This window comes from Kaistia sp. MMO-174, from assembly GCF_037147815.1.
Taxonomy (GTDB): domain Bacteria; phylum Pseudomonadota; class Alphaproteobacteria; order Rhizobiales; family Kaistiaceae; genus Kaistia; species Kaistia nematophila.
Map to the genome: position 1 here is coordinate 153,661 of NZ_JBBCUO010000004.1, position 19,450 is coordinate 173,110.

General features: G+C 66.6%; 17 protein-coding genes. 6 read left to right on the top strand and 11 right to left on the bottom strand.

Annotation, left to right across the window (positions count from 1 at the left end):
- Positions 1-34: 34 nt before the first annotated feature.
- Positions 35-586: a peroxiredoxin gene (locus tag WFK98_RS15840; protein WP_266338730.1), complete on the bottom strand. Its 552-nt coding sequence runs from the start codon at positions 584-586 to the stop codon at positions 35-37.
- 184 nt (positions 587-770) lie between these two features.
- Here WFK98_RS15840 and WFK98_RS15845 point away from each other — a divergent pair, with 184 nt between their 5' ends.
- Both WFK98_RS15845 and mtgA read left to right on the top strand, forming a co-directional pair.
- Entirely contained in the window at positions 771-1,703 is a 933-nt protein-coding gene (locus WFK98_RS15845) for a hydrogen peroxide-inducible genes activator (protein ID WP_266338731.1), read from the top strand.
- A complete protein-coding gene (mtgA, locus tag WFK98_RS15850; protein ID WP_266338732.1) occupies positions 1,700-2,401 on the top strand; it encodes a monofunctional biosynthetic peptidoglycan transglycosylase in 702 nt (233 codons plus the stop codon). Before WFK98_RS15845 ends, mtgA begins: the two co-directional genes overlap by 4 nt.
- Before the next feature lie 6 nt (positions 2,402-2,407).
- Here the strand turns inward: mtgA and hpxZ are convergent, their stop codons facing one another.
- The gene (hpxZ, locus tag WFK98_RS15855; protein ID WP_336800910.1) at positions 2,408-2,800 is read right to left on the bottom strand and encodes an oxalurate catabolism protein HpxZ; all 393 of its coding nucleotides are present in this window, start codon (positions 2,798-2,800) and stop codon (positions 2,408-2,410) included.
- A gap of 194 nt (positions 2,801-2,994) precedes the next feature.
- Here hpxZ and WFK98_RS15860 point away from each other — a divergent pair, with 194 nt between their 5' ends.
- Entirely contained in the window at positions 2,995-4,173 is a 1,179-nt protein-coding gene (locus tag WFK98_RS15860) for a fumarylacetoacetate hydrolase family protein (RefSeq protein WP_336800911.1), read from the top strand.
- Positions 4,174-4,345: 172 nt separating this feature from the next.
- Here WFK98_RS15860 and WFK98_RS15865 read toward each other — a convergent pair whose 3' ends face one another.
- Positions 4,346-6,214: an ABC transporter ATP-binding protein gene (locus WFK98_RS15865; RefSeq protein ID WP_336800912.1), complete on the bottom strand. Its 1,869-nt coding sequence runs from the start codon at positions 6,212-6,214 to the stop codon at positions 4,346-4,348.
- Positions 6,215-6,494: 280 nt separating this feature from the next.
- Here WFK98_RS15865 and guaD point away from each other — a divergent pair, with 280 nt between their 5' ends.
- Positions 6,495-7,844, top strand: a complete 1,350-nt coding sequence (gene guaD / locus WFK98_RS15870; protein ID WP_336800913.1) for a guanine deaminase — start codon at positions 6,495-6,497, stop codon at positions 7,842-7,844.
- A 60-nt stretch (positions 7,845-7,904) separates the two neighbouring features.
- Here the strand turns inward: guaD and WFK98_RS15875 are convergent, their stop codons facing one another.
- The 5 genes from WFK98_RS15875 to WFK98_RS15895 all read right to left on the bottom strand — a co-directional run bounded on the left by WFK98_RS15875 (position 7,905) and on the right by WFK98_RS15895 (position 14,109).
- On the bottom strand, positions 7,905-9,305 hold the full coding sequence (locus WFK98_RS15875; RefSeq protein WP_266338737.1) for a glycoside hydrolase family 1 protein: 1,401 nt from the start codon (positions 9,303-9,305) through the stop codon (positions 7,905-7,907).
- A 110-nt stretch (positions 9,306-9,415) separates the two neighbouring features.
- The gene (locus tag WFK98_RS15880; RefSeq protein ID WP_266338738.1) at positions 9,416-10,408 is read right to left on the bottom strand and encodes an ABC transporter permease subunit; all 993 of its coding nucleotides are present in this window, start codon (positions 10,406-10,408) and stop codon (positions 9,416-9,418) included.
- Complete coding sequence (locus WFK98_RS15885; protein WP_266338739.1) at positions 10,405-11,385, bottom strand: ABC transporter permease; 981 nt, start codon at positions 11,383-11,385, stop codon at positions 10,405-10,407. The genes WFK98_RS15880 and WFK98_RS15885 overlap by 4 nt, the downstream gene beginning before the upstream one ends.
- The gene (locus WFK98_RS15890) at positions 11,382-12,908 is read right to left on the bottom strand and encodes a sugar ABC transporter ATP-binding protein (protein ID WP_336800914.1); all 1,527 of its coding nucleotides are present in this window, start codon (positions 12,906-12,908) and stop codon (positions 11,382-11,384) included. Before WFK98_RS15890 ends, WFK98_RS15885 begins: the two co-directional genes overlap by 4 nt.
- 73 nt (positions 12,909-12,981) lie before the next feature.
- Complete coding sequence (locus WFK98_RS15895; protein WP_266338741.1) at positions 12,982-14,109, bottom strand: sugar ABC transporter substrate-binding protein; 1,128 nt, start codon at positions 14,107-14,109, stop codon at positions 12,982-12,984.
- A gap of 400 nt (positions 14,110-14,509) precedes the next feature.
- On the opposite strand from WFK98_RS15895, the gene WFK98_RS15900 reads away from it, so the two are divergent.
- A complete protein-coding gene (locus tag WFK98_RS15900; RefSeq protein WP_336800915.1) occupies positions 14,510-15,460 on the top strand; it encodes a ring-cleaving dioxygenase in 951 nt (316 codons plus the stop codon).
- A 127-nt stretch (positions 15,461-15,587) separates the two neighbouring features.
- Positions 15,588-16,256: an alpha/beta hydrolase gene (locus tag WFK98_RS15905; RefSeq protein WP_336800916.1), complete on the top strand. Its 669-nt coding sequence runs from the start codon at positions 15,588-15,590 to the stop codon at positions 16,254-16,256.
- Positions 16,257-16,420: 164 nt separating this feature from the next.
- Here the strand turns inward: WFK98_RS15905 and WFK98_RS15910 are convergent, their stop codons facing one another.
- The 3 genes from WFK98_RS15910 to WFK98_RS15920 all read right to left on the bottom strand — a co-directional run bounded on the left by WFK98_RS15910 (position 16,421) and on the right by WFK98_RS15920 (position 19,439).
- Positions 16,421-17,212, bottom strand: a complete 792-nt coding sequence (locus WFK98_RS15910) for an SDR family oxidoreductase (protein ID WP_336800917.1) — start codon at positions 17,210-17,212, stop codon at positions 16,421-16,423.
- Complete coding sequence (locus WFK98_RS15915) at positions 17,212-18,210, bottom strand: ABC transporter permease (RefSeq protein ID WP_266338745.1); 999 nt, start codon at positions 18,208-18,210, stop codon at positions 17,212-17,214. The genes WFK98_RS15910 and WFK98_RS15915 overlap by 1 nt, the downstream gene beginning before the upstream one ends.
- A gap of 182 nt (positions 18,211-18,392) precedes the next feature.
- Positions 18,393-19,439 (bottom strand): sugar ABC transporter substrate-binding protein, encoded by a 1,047-nt coding sequence (locus WFK98_RS15920; protein ID WP_266338746.1) that lies wholly within the window; start codon positions 19,437-19,439, stop codon positions 18,393-18,395.
- Positions 19,440-19,450 lie beyond the last annotated feature (11 nt).

A 19,450-nucleotide genomic window follows, 5' to 3' on the forward strand; every position in this document is an offset into this window, starting at 1 on the left:
GCGCTTCTGTGCGCCCCGGAACGCCCGTAGTGCCTTAGGCGGCCAGCGTGGCGCCGCCGACTTCACGGTTGCACGGGCACAGTTCGTCGGTCTGCAGCGCGTCGAGGACGCGCAGCGTGTCCTTCGGGTTGCGGCCGACGTTCAGGTTGGTCGCGTAGCTGTGCTGGATCGTGCCTTCCGGGTCGACGATGTAGGTGACGCGGTAGGCGACGCCATCCGGCGAACGGACGCCGAGGCCGTCGACCAGCGAACCATTGGTGTCGGCGAAGTTCCAGATCGGCAGCTTGTCGAGATCCTTGTGATCGCGGCGCCAGGCCAGCTTCACGAACTCGTTGTCGGTCGAACCGCCGAGCACGACGGCATCGCGATCCTCGAAGTCACCGGCCAGGCGAGCAAACTCGGCGATCTCGGTCGGGCAGACGAAGGTAAAATCCTTCGGGTAGAAGAAGATCACCTTCCACTTGCCCGGGAAGCTTTTCTCGGTCAGCGTCTCGAAAGCGCTCTCGCCGTTCTCTTCGTGGCTGTTGAAGCCGGGCTTCACGCCGGTCACGGAAAATTCGGGCAGCTTGTCGCCAATGCCGAGCATCTTACTCTCCTGTCACGATGGGGATCGTGTTGTGATATTTTGCAGTGCAGCCAGACCAACGGAATCGCCGCTGCATGTGCGAATGGATCCCACGCAGGCGTCGTTCGGTCAAATCGTAATAACCGAAGATTGGCATCGGAAATCCCGATTGCCGCCCCTGCAACCTGCGGCTATAGCAAGCCGCATGCTGCTGCCCACGCTCCGCCAGATGCAATATTTCGTCGCGCTCGCCGAAACCGGATCGTTCAGCCGGGCGGCTCAGGCGTGCCACGTCACCCAGTCGACGCTCTCAGACGCCATCCGGCAGCTGGAAGAGACCATCGGCGTCTCGCTGATCGACCGCTCCAACCGGACGGTGGTGCTGACGGCGGCCGGCGAGGACACGGTGCGGCGGATGAAGGCGCTCCTGGTCGACGCGCGCGAGATGGTCGATGCCGCGCGCTCGACCGAGGCGCCGCTCTCCGGCCGCATCCGGCTCGGCGTCATCCCGTCGATCGCGCCCTATTTCCTGCCGCGCACGCTGCCGGAACTGCGCCGCGCCTATCCGCAATTGCGGCTGCATCTGCGCGAAGACCTGACGCGCACCCTGCTCGAGGACCTGCGCGCCGGCCGGCTCGACATCTGCCTGATCGCCTTCCCCGTCCAGACGGAGGGGCTCGAAACGGAGATCATCGCCGAGGACAGCCTGTTGCTCGCCGTCGATGCCGGTCACGCGCTGGCCGGCCGTGAGACGGTGCGGCGCGAGGAGCTCGCCGACGAGACGCTGCTGCTGCTGGAGGATGGCCATTGCCTGCGCGACCATATCCGCGCCGTGGCGCCCGGTCTCGCCGACAAGCAGAACGAGGACATCCGCGCCTCGAGCCTGACCACGCTGGTTCACATGGTCGATAACCAGCTCGGCATCACCTTCCTGCCGCGCATCGCCGTCGAGGCCGGCATCCTGTCTGGAACCGACATCCGCCTCTCCGAGCTCGACGGCCAGCCGGCGCGTCGCTCGCTCGGCCTGGTGTGGCGCAAGGGATCGAGCCGGGAGCGCGATTTCCACCTGCTCGCCGGCTTCCTGCGCCAGTTCGCCATCGAGCCTGTCCGCGACCGAGCTGCATTGGATCCCGCATGACCCTAAGAGTGCCGGCCGCCCTCTCCCGACCGTTCGAAGGCCGCAAGGGCCTGATCGCAGGTATCGCCAAAGTGTTCGCCATCATCGTCGCCCTGCCGCTCATCCTGACGCCGATCTACGCATTCGTGCCGCCGGTCTCGACGCTGATGCTGTGGTCGGGCATCACCGGACAGGGCATGAAGCGCGACTGGGTGCCGTTCGACGAGATCTCGCCGAACCTGGTCAACTCGGTGATCATGTCGGAGGATGGCCAGTTCTGCTCGCATTGGGGCGTCGACTGGAACGCGCTCAACGCGGTGCTCGACCGCGCCGGCGGCCCGTCGCGCGGCGCCAGCACCATCGCCATGCAGACGGTGAAGAACCTGTTCCTGTGGTCGTCGCGGTCCTACATACGCAAGGGGCTGGAGATTCCCCTCGCCTATTACGCCGATTTCATCCTGTCGAAGCGGCGCGTGCTGGAGATCTATCTGAACATCGCCGAGTGGGGCCCGGGCCTGTTCGGCGCCGAGGCGGCCTCGCAGTATTATTTCAACAAGCCGGCCGCCAAGCTGACGCCGCGCCAGGCCGCCCTGCTGACGGCGGCGCTGCCGAACCCGATCACCCGCAATCCGGCCAAGCCGACGCGCTATCTGAACAACCGCGCCCGCAACATCGAGGCGCGCGCCCGCGCCGCGCGCGACTATGTCGGCTGCCTGTAGTCGTCCCTAGCCGAGGTCCGGGTCGGCGATCACGCTGACATGGGCGGCCACAACTCGCCATCCGGCCGGGGTGCGGATCCAGGTCTGCATCTGGCGGCCGATCTTGCCCGGCGCCGTCTCGCGCCGGAACAGCGTCGAGGCGGTGCCGAAGTCGCGGCCATAGGTCGTCACCACCGTGCGCTCGATCACGCGGGCGAGCCCGGCCGACGACCGCCCGGCCCGGAACGCCGCGATCTCCGCATAGCCATAGAGGTTCTCGCCGCCGCCATAGCGAATCGTCGTCGGCGCGGCATGGAACAGTTCGTCCAGCGCTTCGACGTCGTTGGTGACCAGCGCCGTCTCGTAGCGCGCGAAGGCGGCCTCGAGTTCGGCCTTGACCTCCGGTATGTCAATTTCCATGGCATGCATTCCCTTCAAGCCGTCCGGCCGGGAAAATTGCACGGAAACGCGCCGCATGCATGCGCAAATCCGTGGCCGCTTCTGCTCGAAAACAGACCAGACATATGGCCTATCCGCGAACGCAGGGTATAACGGTGGCCCGCTCTTTCATTCCTCAAGATCGGCTTCATCGCTGAACGTCCTGGAGATCGCCTATGCCGCTCGATACTGCTGCCCCCTTCGCGCTGCCCGAGGATGCGGAGGCCGCCACGCTGGTCGGCCGCGTCTTCCGCCCCGATGTCGACGGCCCATCGGTCGTCGCTCTGCGCGACGGCCAGTTGATCGACATCACCGCGTCGGTCGTCACCATGCGCGACCTCTGCGAACACCAGGATCCGGCCCGCGTCGCCGCCACCGCGGACGGCGAATTCATCGGCAGCTTCGAGGAAATCCTCGCCAACACGCCGCTCGCCAGCCGCGACCCGTCCAAGCCCCACCTGATCGCCCCGATCGACCTGCAGGCGGTCAAGGCCGCCGGCGTCACCTTCGTCGTGTCGATGCTGGAGCGCGTCATCGAGGAGCAGGCCCGCGGCCTGCCCGAGCGCGCCAACGCCATCCGCGCCGAGATCAACGCCACCATCGGCGACGATCTGGCGGCGCTGCGTCCCGGCTCCGAGCAGGCGGCGGCGCTCAAGAAGCTGCTGATCGAGAAGGGCATGTGGTCCCAGTATCTCGAGGTCGGCATCGGCCCCGACGCCGAGATCTTCTCGAAGGCGCAGCCGATGTCGGCCGTCGGCCACCTGGCCGAGATCGGCATCCATCCGATCTCGACCTGGAACAATCCCGAGCCGGAAGTCGTGCTGGTCGTCTCGTCGACCGGCAAGATCGTCGGCGCGACGCTTGGCAACGACGTCAACCTGCGCGACGTCGAGGGCCGCTCGGCCCTGCTGCTGTCGAAGGCCAAGGACAATAATGCCAGCGCCTCGATCGGCCCGATGATCCGCCTGTTCGACGGTGGCTTCTCGCTCGATGACGTGCGCCAGACCGAAGTCCGGCTGACGGTGGACGGCGAGACCGACGGCTTCCGCCTCGACGGCTCCAGCGCGATGTCGAAGATCAGCCGCGACCCGGAAGACCTGGTCAAGCAGACGGTCGGCAAGAACCACCAGTATCCGGACGGCTTCGTGCTCTATCTCGGCACGATGTTCGCGCCGGTGCAGGACCGCGACGGCCCCGGCCAGGGCTTCACCCACAAGGTGGGCGACATCGTCACGATCAGCGCGCCGAAGCTCGGCAAGCTGTCGAACCGCGTCGTGCTCTGCCCCGACGCCGAGCCCTGGACCTTCGGCACGGCGGCGCTGATGCGCAACCTCGCCGGCCGCGGCCTGCTCTGAGGCTCCCCCGCTAGATCCGGCCCTCCCTCCGGGGAGGGCCGTCACGGGTCTCGCCATCTGTGCAGGAGACCCGCCCGGCCCGCCATCGCCGGCCGATACAGCATAGCAAAACGGCGTCGCAAGCGACGCCGTTTTGGCAATTCAGGCTGTTATCGAGGTCCGAAGCGCCGGCTCAGGCGATCGCTCTCTCGATCTTTCCCTCGTCGAACTGGTAGCGGTAGAGCTTCTCGTAGACGCCGCTCATGCCGACCAGCTCGGGATGCGTGCCGACCTCGACGACGCGGCCGCGCTCGATCACCGCGATCTTGTCCGCATTCAGGATCGTCGCCAGGCGATGGGCGATGACGATCGTCGTGCGGCCTTCGACCAGCTTGTCGAGGGCGATCTGGATCATGCGCTCGGATTCGGAATCGAGCGCCGAGGTCGCCTCGTCGAGCAGCAGGATCGGTGCGTTCTTCAGGATGGCGCGGGCGATGGCTATGCGCTGGCGCTGGCCGCCCGAAAGCTGGACGCCATTCTCGCCGACATTGCTCTGGAAGCCCTGCGGCAGGCCCTGGATGAAATCATAGGCGAAGGCGTCGCGCGCCGCCTGCTCGACTTCCGCGTCGGTCGCGCCGAGGCGGCCGACGCGGATATTGTCGGCGACGGTCCCGGAGAACAGGAACACATCCTGGCTGACGAAGGCGATCTGGTGCCGGAGCGAGGCGACCGAGACGGTGCGGATATCCTGGCCGTCGACCCGGACCGCCCCCTCCTGGACGTCGTAAAAGCGCTGGATCAGCGACAGGATCGTGGACTTGCCGCCGCCGGAGGGGCCGACAAGCGCCAGCCGCTCGCCGTGATCGACCGACAGGCTGACGCCATGCAGGACACGATCCTTCTTGCGATAGCCGAAGCCGACATTGTCCAGCTCGATCTTGCCGCGCGTGAGCTGCAGCCCCGGCTTGTCGTCGGCCTCGGTGACGCTGGCCGGATGATCGAGGATGTCGAACAGCGCCCGAACCGCGATCAGGCTTTCGGCGATGCCGACATTCATGCGCGCCAGCCGCTTGGCCGGCTCATAGGCGAGCAGCAGCGCGGTGATGAAGGACATGAACTCGCCCGGCGTCTTGCCGGCCGAGATCGTCGCCCAGCCGGCATAGAGGATGACGAGGCCGATCGAGATGCCGCCAAGCGATTCCATCAGCGGGCTGGTGCGGGCCTGTAGCTGCGACACCTTGTTGGCACGCTGCTCGACCTGCGAGACGGCCTCTCCGAGCCGGTCGCGCATATGATTGGCGAGGCCGAAGGCCTTGACCATCTTGGCGCCGTGCACGGTCTCCTGGATGATCGCGACGATCTGGGTACTCGAGGTGAATTCCGACTTCGAGATGTTGCGGATGCGCTTGACCAGCCGGGTCACGAACATGATGGCGATCGGCGCGAAGACGAGCGCGATCAGCGACATCAGCGGCGCCTGGTAGACCATGACGAAGATCAGGCCGATCAGCGTGACGAGGTCGCGCCCGAGGCTGAGCACGATGGTGTCGAGGATCGAGCGGATGGCGTTGGAGCCCCGCGAGATCGACATGATCAGCTCGCTGGAAGCGCGATCGGTGAAGAAATCGAGGCCGAAGGTCAGGCAGCGGTCGTAGAAGCGCTTCTGGTTCTCGGCGACGATCCGGTTGCCGATCCGGCTCTGCACCACGATCTGGCCATAGGTGGCGAAGCCCTTGACGATGAAGATCACCATCACGCCGATCGACAGCACCCAGAGCATCCGCACGTCCTGCGCGACGAAGATCTGGTTGACGACGTCGCGCATGATCCAGGCGGACAGCGACGTCATCGCCGCGACGACGAAGAGGAAGCCGAACGAGATCAGGTAGCCCTTGCGATGATCGCGGAAATTCGCGCGCAGGATGCGCACGACCACGCCGATCGTGCCCTCGTCATTGTTGATGAGCGCTCGATAGAAATCGCCCCAGCGGCGCAGATTGAGCTTGCCCTCGTCGGAAGGCTGCGGGGATTTGGGAAGCACTTTCGCTTCGGGCTCTGTCATGTGCGCGCGATCCGGCGCCATATCGACTGGCGTGGGACCTCTGCTCCGTCCTGTTGTTGACAGCGCCTTTTATCGGCTGCCGGCCCCCCTGTCCACAAACGGCCCCCAGGCGAAGGGCTGCGCCGACGCCGCAGCCCTTCGCCTGCCCGCCGCGCGGGCACCGGCCGACGCGCAAATCCTCTGGCGTTTCGGCGCCGGGTATCGGATCGTGTCGGGTCTTTGCCGGCGCCGCCAATCCAGCGCCGGCCCCTTCGAACGGTCCTCCCGAAAGGATGCCGACATGACGCAGCGGGCAATCCGCGCTCCCGCCATGACCTTTCACGGCGACCCTTTCCTCGTCCCCGCCGGCGAGGCGCTTCGCCATTGGCCCGACGCGCTGATGCGGATCGAGGATGGCCGGATCGCGAGCATCGAGGACGCCGAGGAAGGATTGAAGCGGCTGCCCGCCGGCGTGCCGGTGACGCATTATGAAGATGCCCTGATCTGCCCCGGCTTCATCGACGCCCATGTCCACTATCCGCAGACCCAGATGATCGGCGCCTTCGGCGCGGAACTGCTGGAATGGCTGGAGCGCTACACCTTCGTCGCCGAACAGGATTTCGCCGATGCCGGCCATGCGCGCGACGTCGCGGCGCGCTTCCTGCGCGAACTGCTGCGCGCCGGCACGACGACGGCCTCGGTCTATTGCACCGTTCACCCGCAATCCGTCGACGCCCTGTTCGAGGAATCCGAGCGCTTCAACACACGCATGATCGCCGGCAAGGTGCTGATGGACCGCAACGCGCCGGACGCCCTGCTGGACACGGCCGAACGCGGCTATGCCGAGTCGAAGGCGCTGATCGGCAAGTGGCACGGCCGCGGCCGCCAGCTCTACTGCATCACGCCGCGCTTCGCCCCCTCCTCCTCGGAAGAGCAATTGCAGGCGGCGGGAAAGCTCTGGCGCGAGCATCCAGGCACCTACATGCAGACCCATCTCTGCGAGAACCAGGGCGAGATCGAATGGGTCCGCCAGCTGTTCCCGGAGCGATCGAGCTATCTCGACGTCTACGACCATGCCGGGCTGACCGGGCCGCGCGCCATCTTCGGCCATGCCGTGCACATGGACGAGGAGGATTTCGCCTGCTGCCATCGCACCGGCTCGGCGCTGGCGCACTGCCCGACCTCGAACCTCTTCCTCGGCAGCGGCCTCTTCCGCATGGTCGACGCCAAGCGGATCGAGCGCCCGGTCCGCGTCGGCCTCGGCACGGATATCGGCGCCGGCACCAGCTTCTCGCAGCTGCAATCGCTCGGCGAGGCCTACAAGGTGGCGAAGCTCGGCGGCCATGCGCTGACCCCCGAACAGGGCTTCTACCTGGCGACGCGCGGCGGCGCCGAAGCGCTCAGGCTCGATGACCGGATCGGCTCGCTCGCGCCCGGTTTCGAGGCGGACTTCGTCGTGCTCGACCTGAAGGCGACGCCGCTCCTCGACTTCCGCCTGTCGCACGCGCGCGATCTCGCAGAGACTCTGTTCGTGCTGATGACTCTGGGCGACGACCGCGCCATCCGTGCGACCTATGTCGCCGGCGAGTGCGTCTACGAGCGCGACCGGCCGGAAAGCTTCCTCTATCCGGGGGCAGCCTCCAGCGCCTGAAGAAAGCCCCTCACCCACGCCTCTCCCGCGAGCGGGAGAGTGCCGAGGAGAGATCTTCGCCTAATCCGCCGTCGTCACGCCACCCTGGGCGATGATCTCGCGATAGGCGTCGAAGCTCCGCTTCGGCGTCCGCCGCTGCGTGTCGAAATCGACGTGGACGAGGCCGAAGCGACGGCCATAGCCCTGCAGCCATTCGAAATTGTCGAAGAGGCTCCAGACCATGTAGCCGCGCAGGTCGACCCCATTCTCCTTTGCCTTCAGCGCCGCCTCGATGTGGCGACGGATATAGTTGGCGCGGCGCGGGTCGTGCACGCTGTCACCGACCATCTGCTCGTCGACCGGGCCGAAGCCGGCGCCGTTCTCGGTGATGTAGATGGCCGGATTGCCATATTCGTCGCGAATCCGCTCCAGCAGCCGGCGCAGGTAGTCCGGCCGCACCGGGCCGTTGAAGGCGGCCGGCTCCGGATCGGGATTGGTATCGAACCAGTTGTAGCCGAGCGGCGCCGCCTCGTCCTGGCGGACATAGGCCGGGGCGTAGAAATTGACGCCGAGGAAATCAGGCTTGTTGGCGGCAAGAATGCCGAAATCCGCCTCGAACGGCGCAAAGTCCGGATTGAGCTGGCGGAAGGTGGTCATCACCTCGATCGGGTAGCGGCCCTTGAACAGGGCGTCGAGGCACCAGCGGTTGATGACGGCGTCGGCGAGCGCGGCGGCGCGGATGTCCTCGGACTTGCCGGGATTCTCGGGAATCGTCGGCATCAGCGGCAGTGCCACGCCGATCTCGCCCGTATAGCCGGCGGCGCGGAAATCGCCGATCGTCTCGGCGCTCGCCACCAGCCAGTGATGCAGCGCCACCGCCTGCTGCGCATAATGCGCGTCGGTGATGGCGAAGGGGCTGCCGACCCCGAGCTTGATGTTGTCGACCATCGGCTCGATCAGGAAGAGATCGATGAACGGCTCGTTGAAGGTGATGAACTTCGACACCCTGTCGCCGAGCGCCTCGCGCACGATGCTGGCGTAATTGCGGAACCAGCCGACCGATTCCCGGTTGTACCAGCCGCCGCGATCGTCGAGCGCGCGGGGCAGGTCCCAGTGATAGAGCGTCACGACCGGCTCGATGCCGGCCGCCAGCAGATCGTCGACGAAGCGCTGGTAATGCGCGACGCCCGCCTCGTTGACCCGGCCGACGCCATCGGGAAGGATCCGCGCCCAGGAGAGCGAGAAGCGGTAGCAATTGATGCCGAGCTCGCGCATCAGCGCGATATCAGCGAGATATTGGGCGCGGTCATAGGCATTGATCGCGACATTGCCCGTCTCCTGCCTGCCTGTGACGGATTCGGTCGCGCGGTAGACGTTGGTATAGAGATCCCAGTTCGACAGGCCCTTGCCGTCAGCCTGCCAGGCGCCCTCGACCTGATAGGCGGCGCTCGCCGCACCCCAGAGAAATCTCGTCGAAACCATGGAAGGCGCTCCTTGTCACGCCGCCCCCCTGGGCGACGCGACGGATACGACGCCCGGAACGCGGCTTCTTTCGGGCAGCGCCTGTGAGCCGGCTACATCCGTTCCTGGCCTCAACTCCTCGCCTTGGCGCCGCGCCCATAGATCAGCAGCATCACGATGATGACGCAACCATAGATCACCTGGCGCCCGGCCTCCGGCATCTGCATCACCGACAGGATCGACTGCAGCAGCGTGATCAGGATGACGCCGGCGATGGTGCCGAGATAATTGCCCTTGCCGCCGAGGATGTTGGTGCCGCCGAGCACCACCGCGGCGATCGCCGGCAGCAGGTAGGCGTCGCCCATGTTCTGATAGGCCTTGTTGGAATAGCCGGCGAGCAGCACGCCGGCGAAGGCGGCCATGGCGCCGGAAAAGGCAAAGCAGCCGATCAGGACGCGGTTGGTGTTGACGCCGGAGAGATAGGCGGCCGCCTCGCGGTTGCCGACCGCGTAGATCGCGCGGCCGAAGGCCGTGCGCTTCAGGAGATAGATGACGAAGGCGCCGACCACCGCCCAGACGAACAGGGCATTGGGAATGCCGAACAGGCTGCGCTGCACGGCCAGGAAGTGCATCGCCTCCGTCGCCTGGTCGAGCGGGGCGAAACCGCCGGTATGCAGCACCATCAGCCCCTGCACGACGGCGTTCATGCCGAGCGTGAAGATCATCGACGGCAGGCGGAGATAGGCGACGCCGAGCCCGTTCAGCACGCCTACAACGGCGCCGCAGAAGACGCCGAACGGGATGCACAGCCAGACGCCCGCCGGGCCGCCCCAGCCGACCATGGCGGTCGCCATCATCGCGCCGAGCGTCACCACCCAGGGAATCGACAGGTCGATGTGGCCGAGCAGGATCACCAGCATCGCGCCGGAAGCGATGATGCCGAGGAAAGCGCCGACCTGCAGCTGCTGCAGCAGATACTCCGGCGACAGGAACTCGCGCGAATAGAGCGCGCCGGCGCAGAGAATAAGCACGATGCAGCCGAAGGCGATCGCGACCGAGCGATCGATGCCAAGGCGCGCGGCCAATGTCGGGCCCCGGGCGGGCCCCGTGTCGACGCTGGTCACGAGAAGAGCTCCAGACGGTTGCGGACGCGCAGGATGCGGAAGGCGCCGAGGCTGACAGCAAAGAGCAGCACGACGCCCTGGAACAGCGGCTGCCAGAGCGGCGGCAGGTCGAAGACGAACAGCAGGTCCTCGATCGTGCGGAGCACGAAGGCGCCGAAGATCGATCCGATGGCCGAACCCCAGCCGCCGAACAGCGACGTGCCGCCAATGACCACGGCGGCGATCGAATTCAGCGTGTAGGTGCCGGCGATCGGCGCCGACGCCTCGCCCGAATAGGTATTGAAGGTCAGCATCAGCCCGGCCACAGAGGCGAGCAGACCCGCCAGCGTGTAGGCCAGCAGCTTCGCCTTCTGCACCGGCACGCCCGACATGTAGGCGGCCTGCTCGTTCGAGCCGACGGCATAGGCGGCGCGGCCGAGCACGGAACGGCGATAGGGGATCCACACCACCAGCACGATGACGAAGAGGACCACCAGCGCCGCCGGCACGACGCCGAACACCTGGCCGGTCAGGAGATCGGCGATGTCGGACTGCACGTCGCCGCCCGGTCCGGGCCGGACGAACAGCGCGATGCCGTAGTAGACGGCGCCGGTCGCGAGCGTCGTGATGATCGGCTGCAGCCGGCCCCAGACCACGATGGCGCCGTTGATGAAGCCGGCGAGCGCGCCGATCAGGAGCACGGCGACGATGCCGAGCAGCCCCTCGCCGACCGTGCCGACGACGATGGTCGAGGCGATGCAGTTCGCCATCACGAACACCATGCCGACCGATAGGTCGAGGCCGCGTGTCAGCACCGGCAGCGTCTGCGCCATGGCGACCAGCGCCAGCAGCACCGCCTTGTTGGCGGCGGTGGTGGCGACGGCGGGCGTCAGGCCGGCGCTGTGGTTGGAGATGTAGAGGGTGAACATCGCCGCGAACAGGACGACGGCGGTCAGCACGCCGGCATTGTGCGCGAACCAGTAGCGCCAGTTGCTCATGCTGCCTGCTCCGCCGCGTCGATGTTGAGGGCGCTCTGCAGCAGGTTGCGCTCGTTGAGCGCCTCGCCGGCCAGTTCGCGGCGGATCTTGCCGTCATAGACGACGAGCACGCGGTCGCAGCAGCCGATCAACTCGGCATAATCGGTCGAATAGAACAGGATCGACGCCCCCTGGTTCGCGAGTTCCCGCATCAGGCGGTAGATCTCCTGCTTGGTGCCGACGTCGATGCCGCGCGTCGGGTCGTTGAGCAGGATGATGCCCGGCGCCGTCATCAGCCACTTCGCCAGCACGACCTTCTGCTGGTTGCCGCCCGACAGCGCCGACACCGGCGCCTCGAGGTCGGGCATCTTCACGCGCAGCCGGTCGACCATGCCCTGGATGGCGGCGCCCTCCTTGGCGGCGTCGATGCCGAAGCGTCCGAGCAGGCGCGGCAGCGCGGCGAGCGTCATGTTGTCCCGCACGCTCATCGGCAGCATCAGGCCTTCGGTCTTGCGGTCCTCCGGGATCAGCGCCATCGGCAGCGGCGCATGCATCGCCCGGCGCGGCCCATCGAGCGCGATCGGCTTGCCGTCGACGGCGACCGTGCCCGAGACGCCCTTCAGCACGCCGAAGAGCGCGAGCAGCAATTCGCGCTGGCCCTGACCGTCGAGCCCGCCGAGACCGACGATCTCGCCCTTCCCGAGATTGAACGAGACGTCCTGGATCTCGCGCCCCCAGGAGAGATTGGCGGCCTTGAGCGCCACCGGCGCGTCCGGCTTCGGCGCCGGCTTGTCGGGATATTGGTGCGTCACCTCGCGGCCGATCATCATCTCGATGATGGCGTCGACCGAGCGCGCGCCCTTGGCGAAGGTCTCGATCCTGCGACCGTTGCGGAAGACGGTCGCCGTGTCGGCCAGCGCCTCGATCTCGCGCATGCGATGCGACACGTAAAGAATGCCGACGCCGGACTTCTTCAGGTCGCGGATGATGCCATAGACGCGCTCGACGTCGTCGGCCGTGAGCGCCGAGGTCGCCTCGTCGAGGATGAGGATGCGCGGATCGCGGCCGAGCGCCTTGGCGATCTCCACCATCTGGCGGCGCGACAGCGGCAGGTCGCGCACCAGTTCGAGCGGATGCACGTCCTCGCAGCCGACGCGCTTCAGAAGCGCCCTGGCGCGCTCGCGCTGGCTCCCGGCGTCGATCATGCCGAGCCATTTCGGCGGGTCGACGATGGAGAGGTTGTCGGCGACCGTCATTTCCGGCAGCAGCGACAATTCCTGGAACACGCAGACGACGCCGGCGCGCATCGCCTCGGTCGGATTGCGGAAGCGGACGGGGCGGCCCTCGATCAGGACTTCGCCCTCGGTCGGATCGGTGACGCCGGAGGCGATCTTGATCAGCGTCGACTTGCCGGCGCCGTTCTCGCCCAACACCGCCTGGATCTCGCCCGGATAGACCGAGAAATCCACCTCCGTCAGCGCGGCGATGCCGCCATAGCGTTTCGAGATCCGCTTGAGCTCGAGATAGGGCTTCCGGTCAGACAAGGCACAATCCACACGAGAAGAGGGCGAGACGCGACTGGCGGGCCCATGGGCCCGCCAGCAACGGAAAAGAGAATTACTTGTTCTCTTTGGTCTGGCCCATGATTTCCTGGGCGGTGAAGTTGATGCCGCAATCCGGGAAAGAGTTGCCGACGAAGAAGTTGTCGGACTCCTTCGAGTAGAAGTTGACACCGTCCTTGAAGTCCGGATCGTGGTCGATGGCGAGCGGCAGGGCGATCGACTGCGGCACGACATCGCCTTCGAGCGCCGCGATGGCGGTCTTGATGGCGACGGCGACCTGCGCCGGGCCGCTGCCGGCCGAGGTGCACTTCAGGCCGTCGGCCGAATGCTCGGCGCAGAGTTTGCGGAAGCCGTTCTCCGTCTCGCCGCCGACCGGCACAAACGCATGACCGGCATCCATCAGCGCGCGGACCGTACCGGTCGAGCCGCCCTGGACGGTAACGCCATCGAACTTCTTGTGCACGGCGACGGCATCGGCCGTCACCTTCTGCGCCGTACCATCGTCCCAGCGGCCGATGACTTCGACGGTCTCGAACTTCTTGCCCGACTTGCCGAGCACTTCCTGCACGCCTTCATGGCGGTCGCGATCGACCGAGGTGCCGGTCACGCCACGCACTTCGAGCACCTTGCCGCCATCCGGCAGATGATCGACCAGCCACTGGCCCCAGAGTTCGCCGAGGCCCTTCTGGTTGACGTTGACGTTGATCGCCTCGTCGGTGTCGAGCGTGTTGTCGAAGGCGACGAGCACGACGCCGGCCGCCTTGGCGCGCTTGATCACCGGCTTGAAGGAGGTCGGGTTCTGCGCGTTGACGACGATCGCGTCATAGCCGGAGTTGATGAAGTTATCGACCGCGGCGATCTGCGCGGCAACGTCGTCACCGGTCGAGACGACCTTGAATTCCTTCAGCTTCGCCTTGACATCCGGCTGCTCGGCATAAGCCTTGGCGGTCTGGATCATCTGGATGCGCCAGGTATTGCCGATGAAGCCGTTGGCGAGCGCGATCCGGTACGGACCTTCCTTCTTCGGGAACTTGAAGAACTTGGTCTCCGGCGTCCAGGGCTTGAAGCACTTGGCGTCGGCGCTCGGTCCGGCGACGATCTCGGGGCCTGCCGCGTGCGCGGCGGTTGCAAGGGCACCCACGGCGATCGTCGTCGCCAGAAGCTGCCGGATGAGCTTCACCATGTCGTATCCTCCCATTGATGTTCTTTGTTCGCCGGCTGAGCGACGGCCACGCCTGTGGCGCGCTTCCTCCCGTCGTTCAACCGCCTCGACTGCCTACCCTCGATCGAAGCCCGTGCACTCGTCATCTGAGATACGATGCTCTCTTAGCGAGCCACGATGCTCCTTGCACGCAAAATGCGTCCTAGTGGGATCGCCGTCCAGAACTTCTTTGCGGCCGGCGCCGACACTGCACATCCCTCTGCGACACCCCGAAAGTTACGTTTGGGAAACTGCTCGCGTGCGACGACTGACGGAAGCGCGATTGTCCATTCTCCGGAGACAACCTTATTCTGGCGAGCCGGTTGAGTTTCGAGCCAGGAAGTCCATTTTCCTGCCAACGCACTCGTTTGGAGAACTCATCATGGATCTGAAGCTCGGTGGCTTCCATCATCTTACCGCGATCACGGCGGACGCGCCGGGCAATCTTGCCTTCTACACCAAGGTGCTCGGGCTCCGGCTGGTGAAGAAGACTGTCAACCAGGACGATACCAGCGCCTACCATCTCTTCTATGGCGACGGCGCGGCGACGCCCGGTTCCGACATCACCTTCTTCGACTGGCCGGTCGGCCCCGCCCGGCGTGGAACGCATTCGATCGTCCGCACCGGCTTCCGCGTCGATGGCAACAGCCTCGGCTGGTGGCGCGACCACCTGCGCGGCCTCGGCGTCAATACCGGCGACGTGACCGATCTCGGCGGCCGCCAGGGCCTGATCTTCGAGGACCCGGAAGGCCAGCGCCTGTCGCTGGTCGACAACGGCGCCAGGGCGGAAGCGCATCCCTGGGAGCGCAGCGCGGTTCCGGCCGAGCACCAGATCCTCGGCCTCGGCCCGATCACCATCAGCGTGCGGGACCTCGCCCCGACCGACATGGTGCTGACCCGCGTCATGCACATGAAGAAGGTGCGCGACTATCCGCAGAGCGCCATCTCGTCCAACCAGGTGCATGTCTACCAGATGGGCGATGGCGGCCCGCATGCCGAGTTGCACGTCGTCGTCGAGCCGGATGCGCCGACGGCGCGGGAAGGCGCCGGTGGCGTCCACCACGTCGCCTTCCGCACGCCGGACAATGACAGCCTGCGGCTCTGGGCCGAGCGGGTGCGCGATTTCCGCATCGGCTCCAGCGGCGAGGTCGAGCGCTACTACTTCCGTTCGCTCTATTTCCGCGAGCCGAACGGCATCCTGTTCGAGATCGCCACCGACGTCCCCGGCTTCACCGCCGACGAACCGCTGGAGACGCTCGGCGAACATCTGTCGCTGCCGCCCTTCCTGGAAGGACGCCGGCAATCGATCGAGGATAATCTGAAGCCGCTCTAGGGCGCCTTCGACCGTCTGTGAATGCGTACCGGATCGCCTGCGGGTCGGGCGATCCAACAAGAAGCCGGCCGTTCATCGCCCGCCAGGAAGCGGTGGACGGCTGCGGCTGGAAAGGGGCACGGAGATCATGACCATCGACAAGACCAGGGGCGCCGCCCCCCATGCGGGACAGCGCATTCTTTCCGCCGGCGCGCCGGTCGAGAAGGCGCGGGCGGCCGTCGTCATGCTGCATGGCCGCGGCGCCACCGCCGACGACATCATCGGGCTTGCCGACCATCTCGGCCAGAACGATGTCGCCTATTTCGCGCCGCAGGCCGCCGGCTATGCCTGGTATCCGCAGCGCTTCATGCAGCCGACGGCGCTGAACCAGCCCTATCTCGGCGCAGCGCTCGGCGTGGTCCACAATCTGGTGGACGACATCGTCGCGGCGGGGATCGCCCGCGAGCGGATCGTGCTGCTCGGCTTCTCGCAGGGCTCCTGCCTGGCGCTCGAGGCGGTGGCGCGCAAGCCCGGCCGCTATGGCGGCGCGGTCGGCCTCAGCGGCGGCCTGATCGGCGCGGACAACGAGCTGTGGAACGGGGCGGACGATCTGGCGGGAACGCCGGTCCTGCTCGGCTGCGCCGAGCTCGACGCCCATATCCCCCTCTCGAGGGTGCAGGAGACGGCCGCCCGGTTCGAGAAGGCCGGCGCCGGCGTGACGACGCGGATCTATCGCGGCTCGGCCCATGGCGTGAACGCCGACGAAATCGAGCTGACGACGGCGCTGCTCTCCGGCATCGGCAAGACCGCCGCTTAGCGCGTCCCGTCCGGGACGCCCTTACCCCGACCCCTCACCCGCCCGCGGGAGAGGGGGATCGCCTGCGTGGGTTGCAGCGTCGGCTCGTCGTCGATGAGGTCGCCGCCCCCAAGAGCCCTCGCCGCTTGCGGGAGAGGGTTGGGTGAGGGTCTTCGCTAGCTTCCTCAGCTCGGCGTCAGACGGAAATCCTTGCTTTCCGGCAGCGTCTGGCCGCCATCGACGACGATGGTGGTGCCGGTGATGTAGGCGGATTCATCGGAGGCGAGGAACAGCGCCGCATTGGCGATGTCCTCCGGCGTGCCGAGCCGGCCGAGCGGGATCGAATCCTCCATGCCCTTGATGAAGGCGGCGCTGCGGCCGGCCTTCATGCCTTCGGTCAGGATGTTGCCCGGCTCGATGCCGTTGACGGTGATGCCGTAGCCGGCGAATTCGAGCGCCGCCGACTTGATGAAGCCGTTGATGCCTGCCTTGGACGCCGAATAGTGGCCGTGGCCGGGGCTGGTCACGCGCGGGCCGGTGATCGACGAAGTGAAGATCATCCGGCCGTAGCCCTTGGCCTTCATCGCCGGCAGCGCCGCACGCGCCACCAGGAAGGTGCCGCGCAGGTTGACGCCGAGCACGGCGTCCCATTCCTCCGGCTCGATGTCCTCGATCAGCGTCCACGGATAGATGCCGGCGTTCTGGACGACGATGTCGATGCCGCCGAAATGCGTCACCGCCTCGGCGACGGCGCGCTCGGCGTCCGCCTTCCGGGAAATATCGGTCTCGATGAAGCGAACGCGGTCGGGCCCGCCGAGCGAGGCAGCGAAGGCGGTGCCAGCCTCGATTTCCGTATCGGCGATGACGACGCGCGCGCCCTCGGCGGCGAAGCGGGCGGCGATGGCGCCGCCGATGCCCCGCGCTCCACCCACGACGAGGGCGGAGCGGCCGGCGAGACGCTGGGACGAAATGCTCATCAGGCGAGCCTCTTTCTGATGTTGAGCTTGAAGGTATCGAGCAGCACCGCCACCAGGACCATGCCGCCCTGGATCAGCTGGGTGAAATGCGCGGGCATGCCCATCAGGTTGATCGCGGTCTGGATCGAGGCGAGCAGCAGCACGCCGGCATAGACGCCGGGCAGGCTGCCGACGCCGCCCTTGAGGCTGACGCCGCCGATGACGACCGCCGCGAAGGTCTGGAACAGCATGCCGACACCGAGATTGGCCGTCGCGCCCGAGGTGCGGATCGCCAGCAGCCAGCCGGCGAGGCCGGCGATCGAGCCGGCGAGGACAAAGGTGATCGCCGTCAGCCGGTCGACCTTGATGCCGGCGCGATAGGCCGCGGTTGGATTGCCGCCGATCATCAGCAGGTGACGGCCGAACGGCGTGCGGTTCAGGATGAAGGCGAAGACAAGGGTGGCGATGATGGCAAACCAGGCCATCAGCGGGATCTGCAGGAAGCGCTCGATCGCGATGATGCGGAGCTCCTGCGGCAGTTCCTGCGCCGAACGGCCGCCCGACAGCGCCACGACGAGGCCGCGGCCCCAGATGAAGGCGGCGAGCGTGACGATGAAGGAGTTCATCTTCAGGCGCACGACGAAGAAGGCGTTGCTGGCGCCGACCAGCGCGCCGACCGCGAGCGCGATCAGCAGCGAGATCGGCACCACCAGCCAGGCCGGCGTGAAGCCGAAGCCAAGGCCGACGCCCGATTTGGCGAACAGGATGCCGACCACCATCGCCGCCAGCGCCATCACCGATTCGATCGAGAGGTCCATGTAGCCGGCGATGATCAGGAGCGACAGGCCGATCGCCAGAGTGCCGACAAAGGTCGACTGCTCGACGATGTTGGCGAAGATGCCGATCTGGAAATAGTTCGGGATGGTCAGCGAGAACAGCGCCAGCACGGCGATGAGGATGAACCAGACGAGGTGATCGAGGACGAACTCGATCGCGGCCCTGCGGTTGGTCGAGAGCATGAAGCGTCTCCGGATGTTGCGGCGGTAGGAGGCGGTCGGGGGCGCAGTCTCGGCTGTGTCGAAGCGCGACGCGGGACCGGCGAGAACGGGCATGCGCGGCCCGGCCGGAACGACCCGGCCCTGGCGGCGATGGCTGCCGCCCCGGCCCTTTGGCCGGAGCGGCAAGTTCAGGCGCGGAGCGCTTACTCGACCGACTTAACCGGGGCTTCCGGGGTCTTCATGTTGCCCCAGAAGCGCGGATCGTCGACATTTGCCTTGGTGATGGCGGCACCCGGGATCTTGATGTTCGGACCCCAGCTTTCTTCCGTCAGCACGCCTTCGAGGCCGAGCACGTCATAGGTGCCGGGCTTGATCTCCTGCTTGTTGACGACCTTGTCGGCGAACATGGCGAGCGCCGCCGCCTGGGCGAAGAGCGGCTGCTCGACTTCAACCTGCTGCCAGCCCTTGCGGATCAGGTCGAGGCCGACCGGCGCACCGTTCGACGAGACGAGCAGGACGTCGCCCGGCTTCTTGCCGGCCGCTTCGAGCGAAGCGACGGCGGCGACCGAGAGATGGGCGGCGTGCACGAAGATCAGGTCGATGTCGGGATTGGCGAGCAGCTGGTCGGCGACGATCGAACCGGCGTTCGACGCTTCCCACTGCATGGCCGGCTTGGAGATGATGGTGACGTCCGGGAACGCCTTCATCTTCTCCTCGAAGCCCTTCTGGATGTCGAGCGTGTAGGGATCGCCGGGGTCGCCGAGGACCTGCAGCACCTTGCCCTTCACGGCGCCGTTCTTCTCCTTGAGCAGGCGCTCTACTTCGCCGGCCGCGACATGACCGATCTCGACGGTGCCGGCGACCGAGGTCAGGTCGCTCTTGGTCGAGGTGATCTGGCGGTCGAACTGCATCACGGGGATGCCGGCGGCGCGCGCCGCCTCGATCTGCGGCTTCAGGGCGTTGAAGTCGACGGCGGCGAGCACGATCGCGGCCGGCTTCAGGGCGATGACGTCGTTCATCTGGCCCTGCTGGACGTCGGTCTTGTTGTCGGCGTTGAGCGCGACCGTCTCGTAGCCGACATCCTTCATGAACTTGGTGATCGCCGTCACCGAGCCGGTCTGGAATTCGTCCAGCAGCGTCGGCACGAGATAGTAGATCTTGCCCTTGTCCGCGGCCCATGCGGCCGGGGTCAGGAAGGTCGCGGCGCCGAGCACGACGGCTCCCGCCAGAAGTCCCATAAGTCGCTTCATCTTGCTGTTCC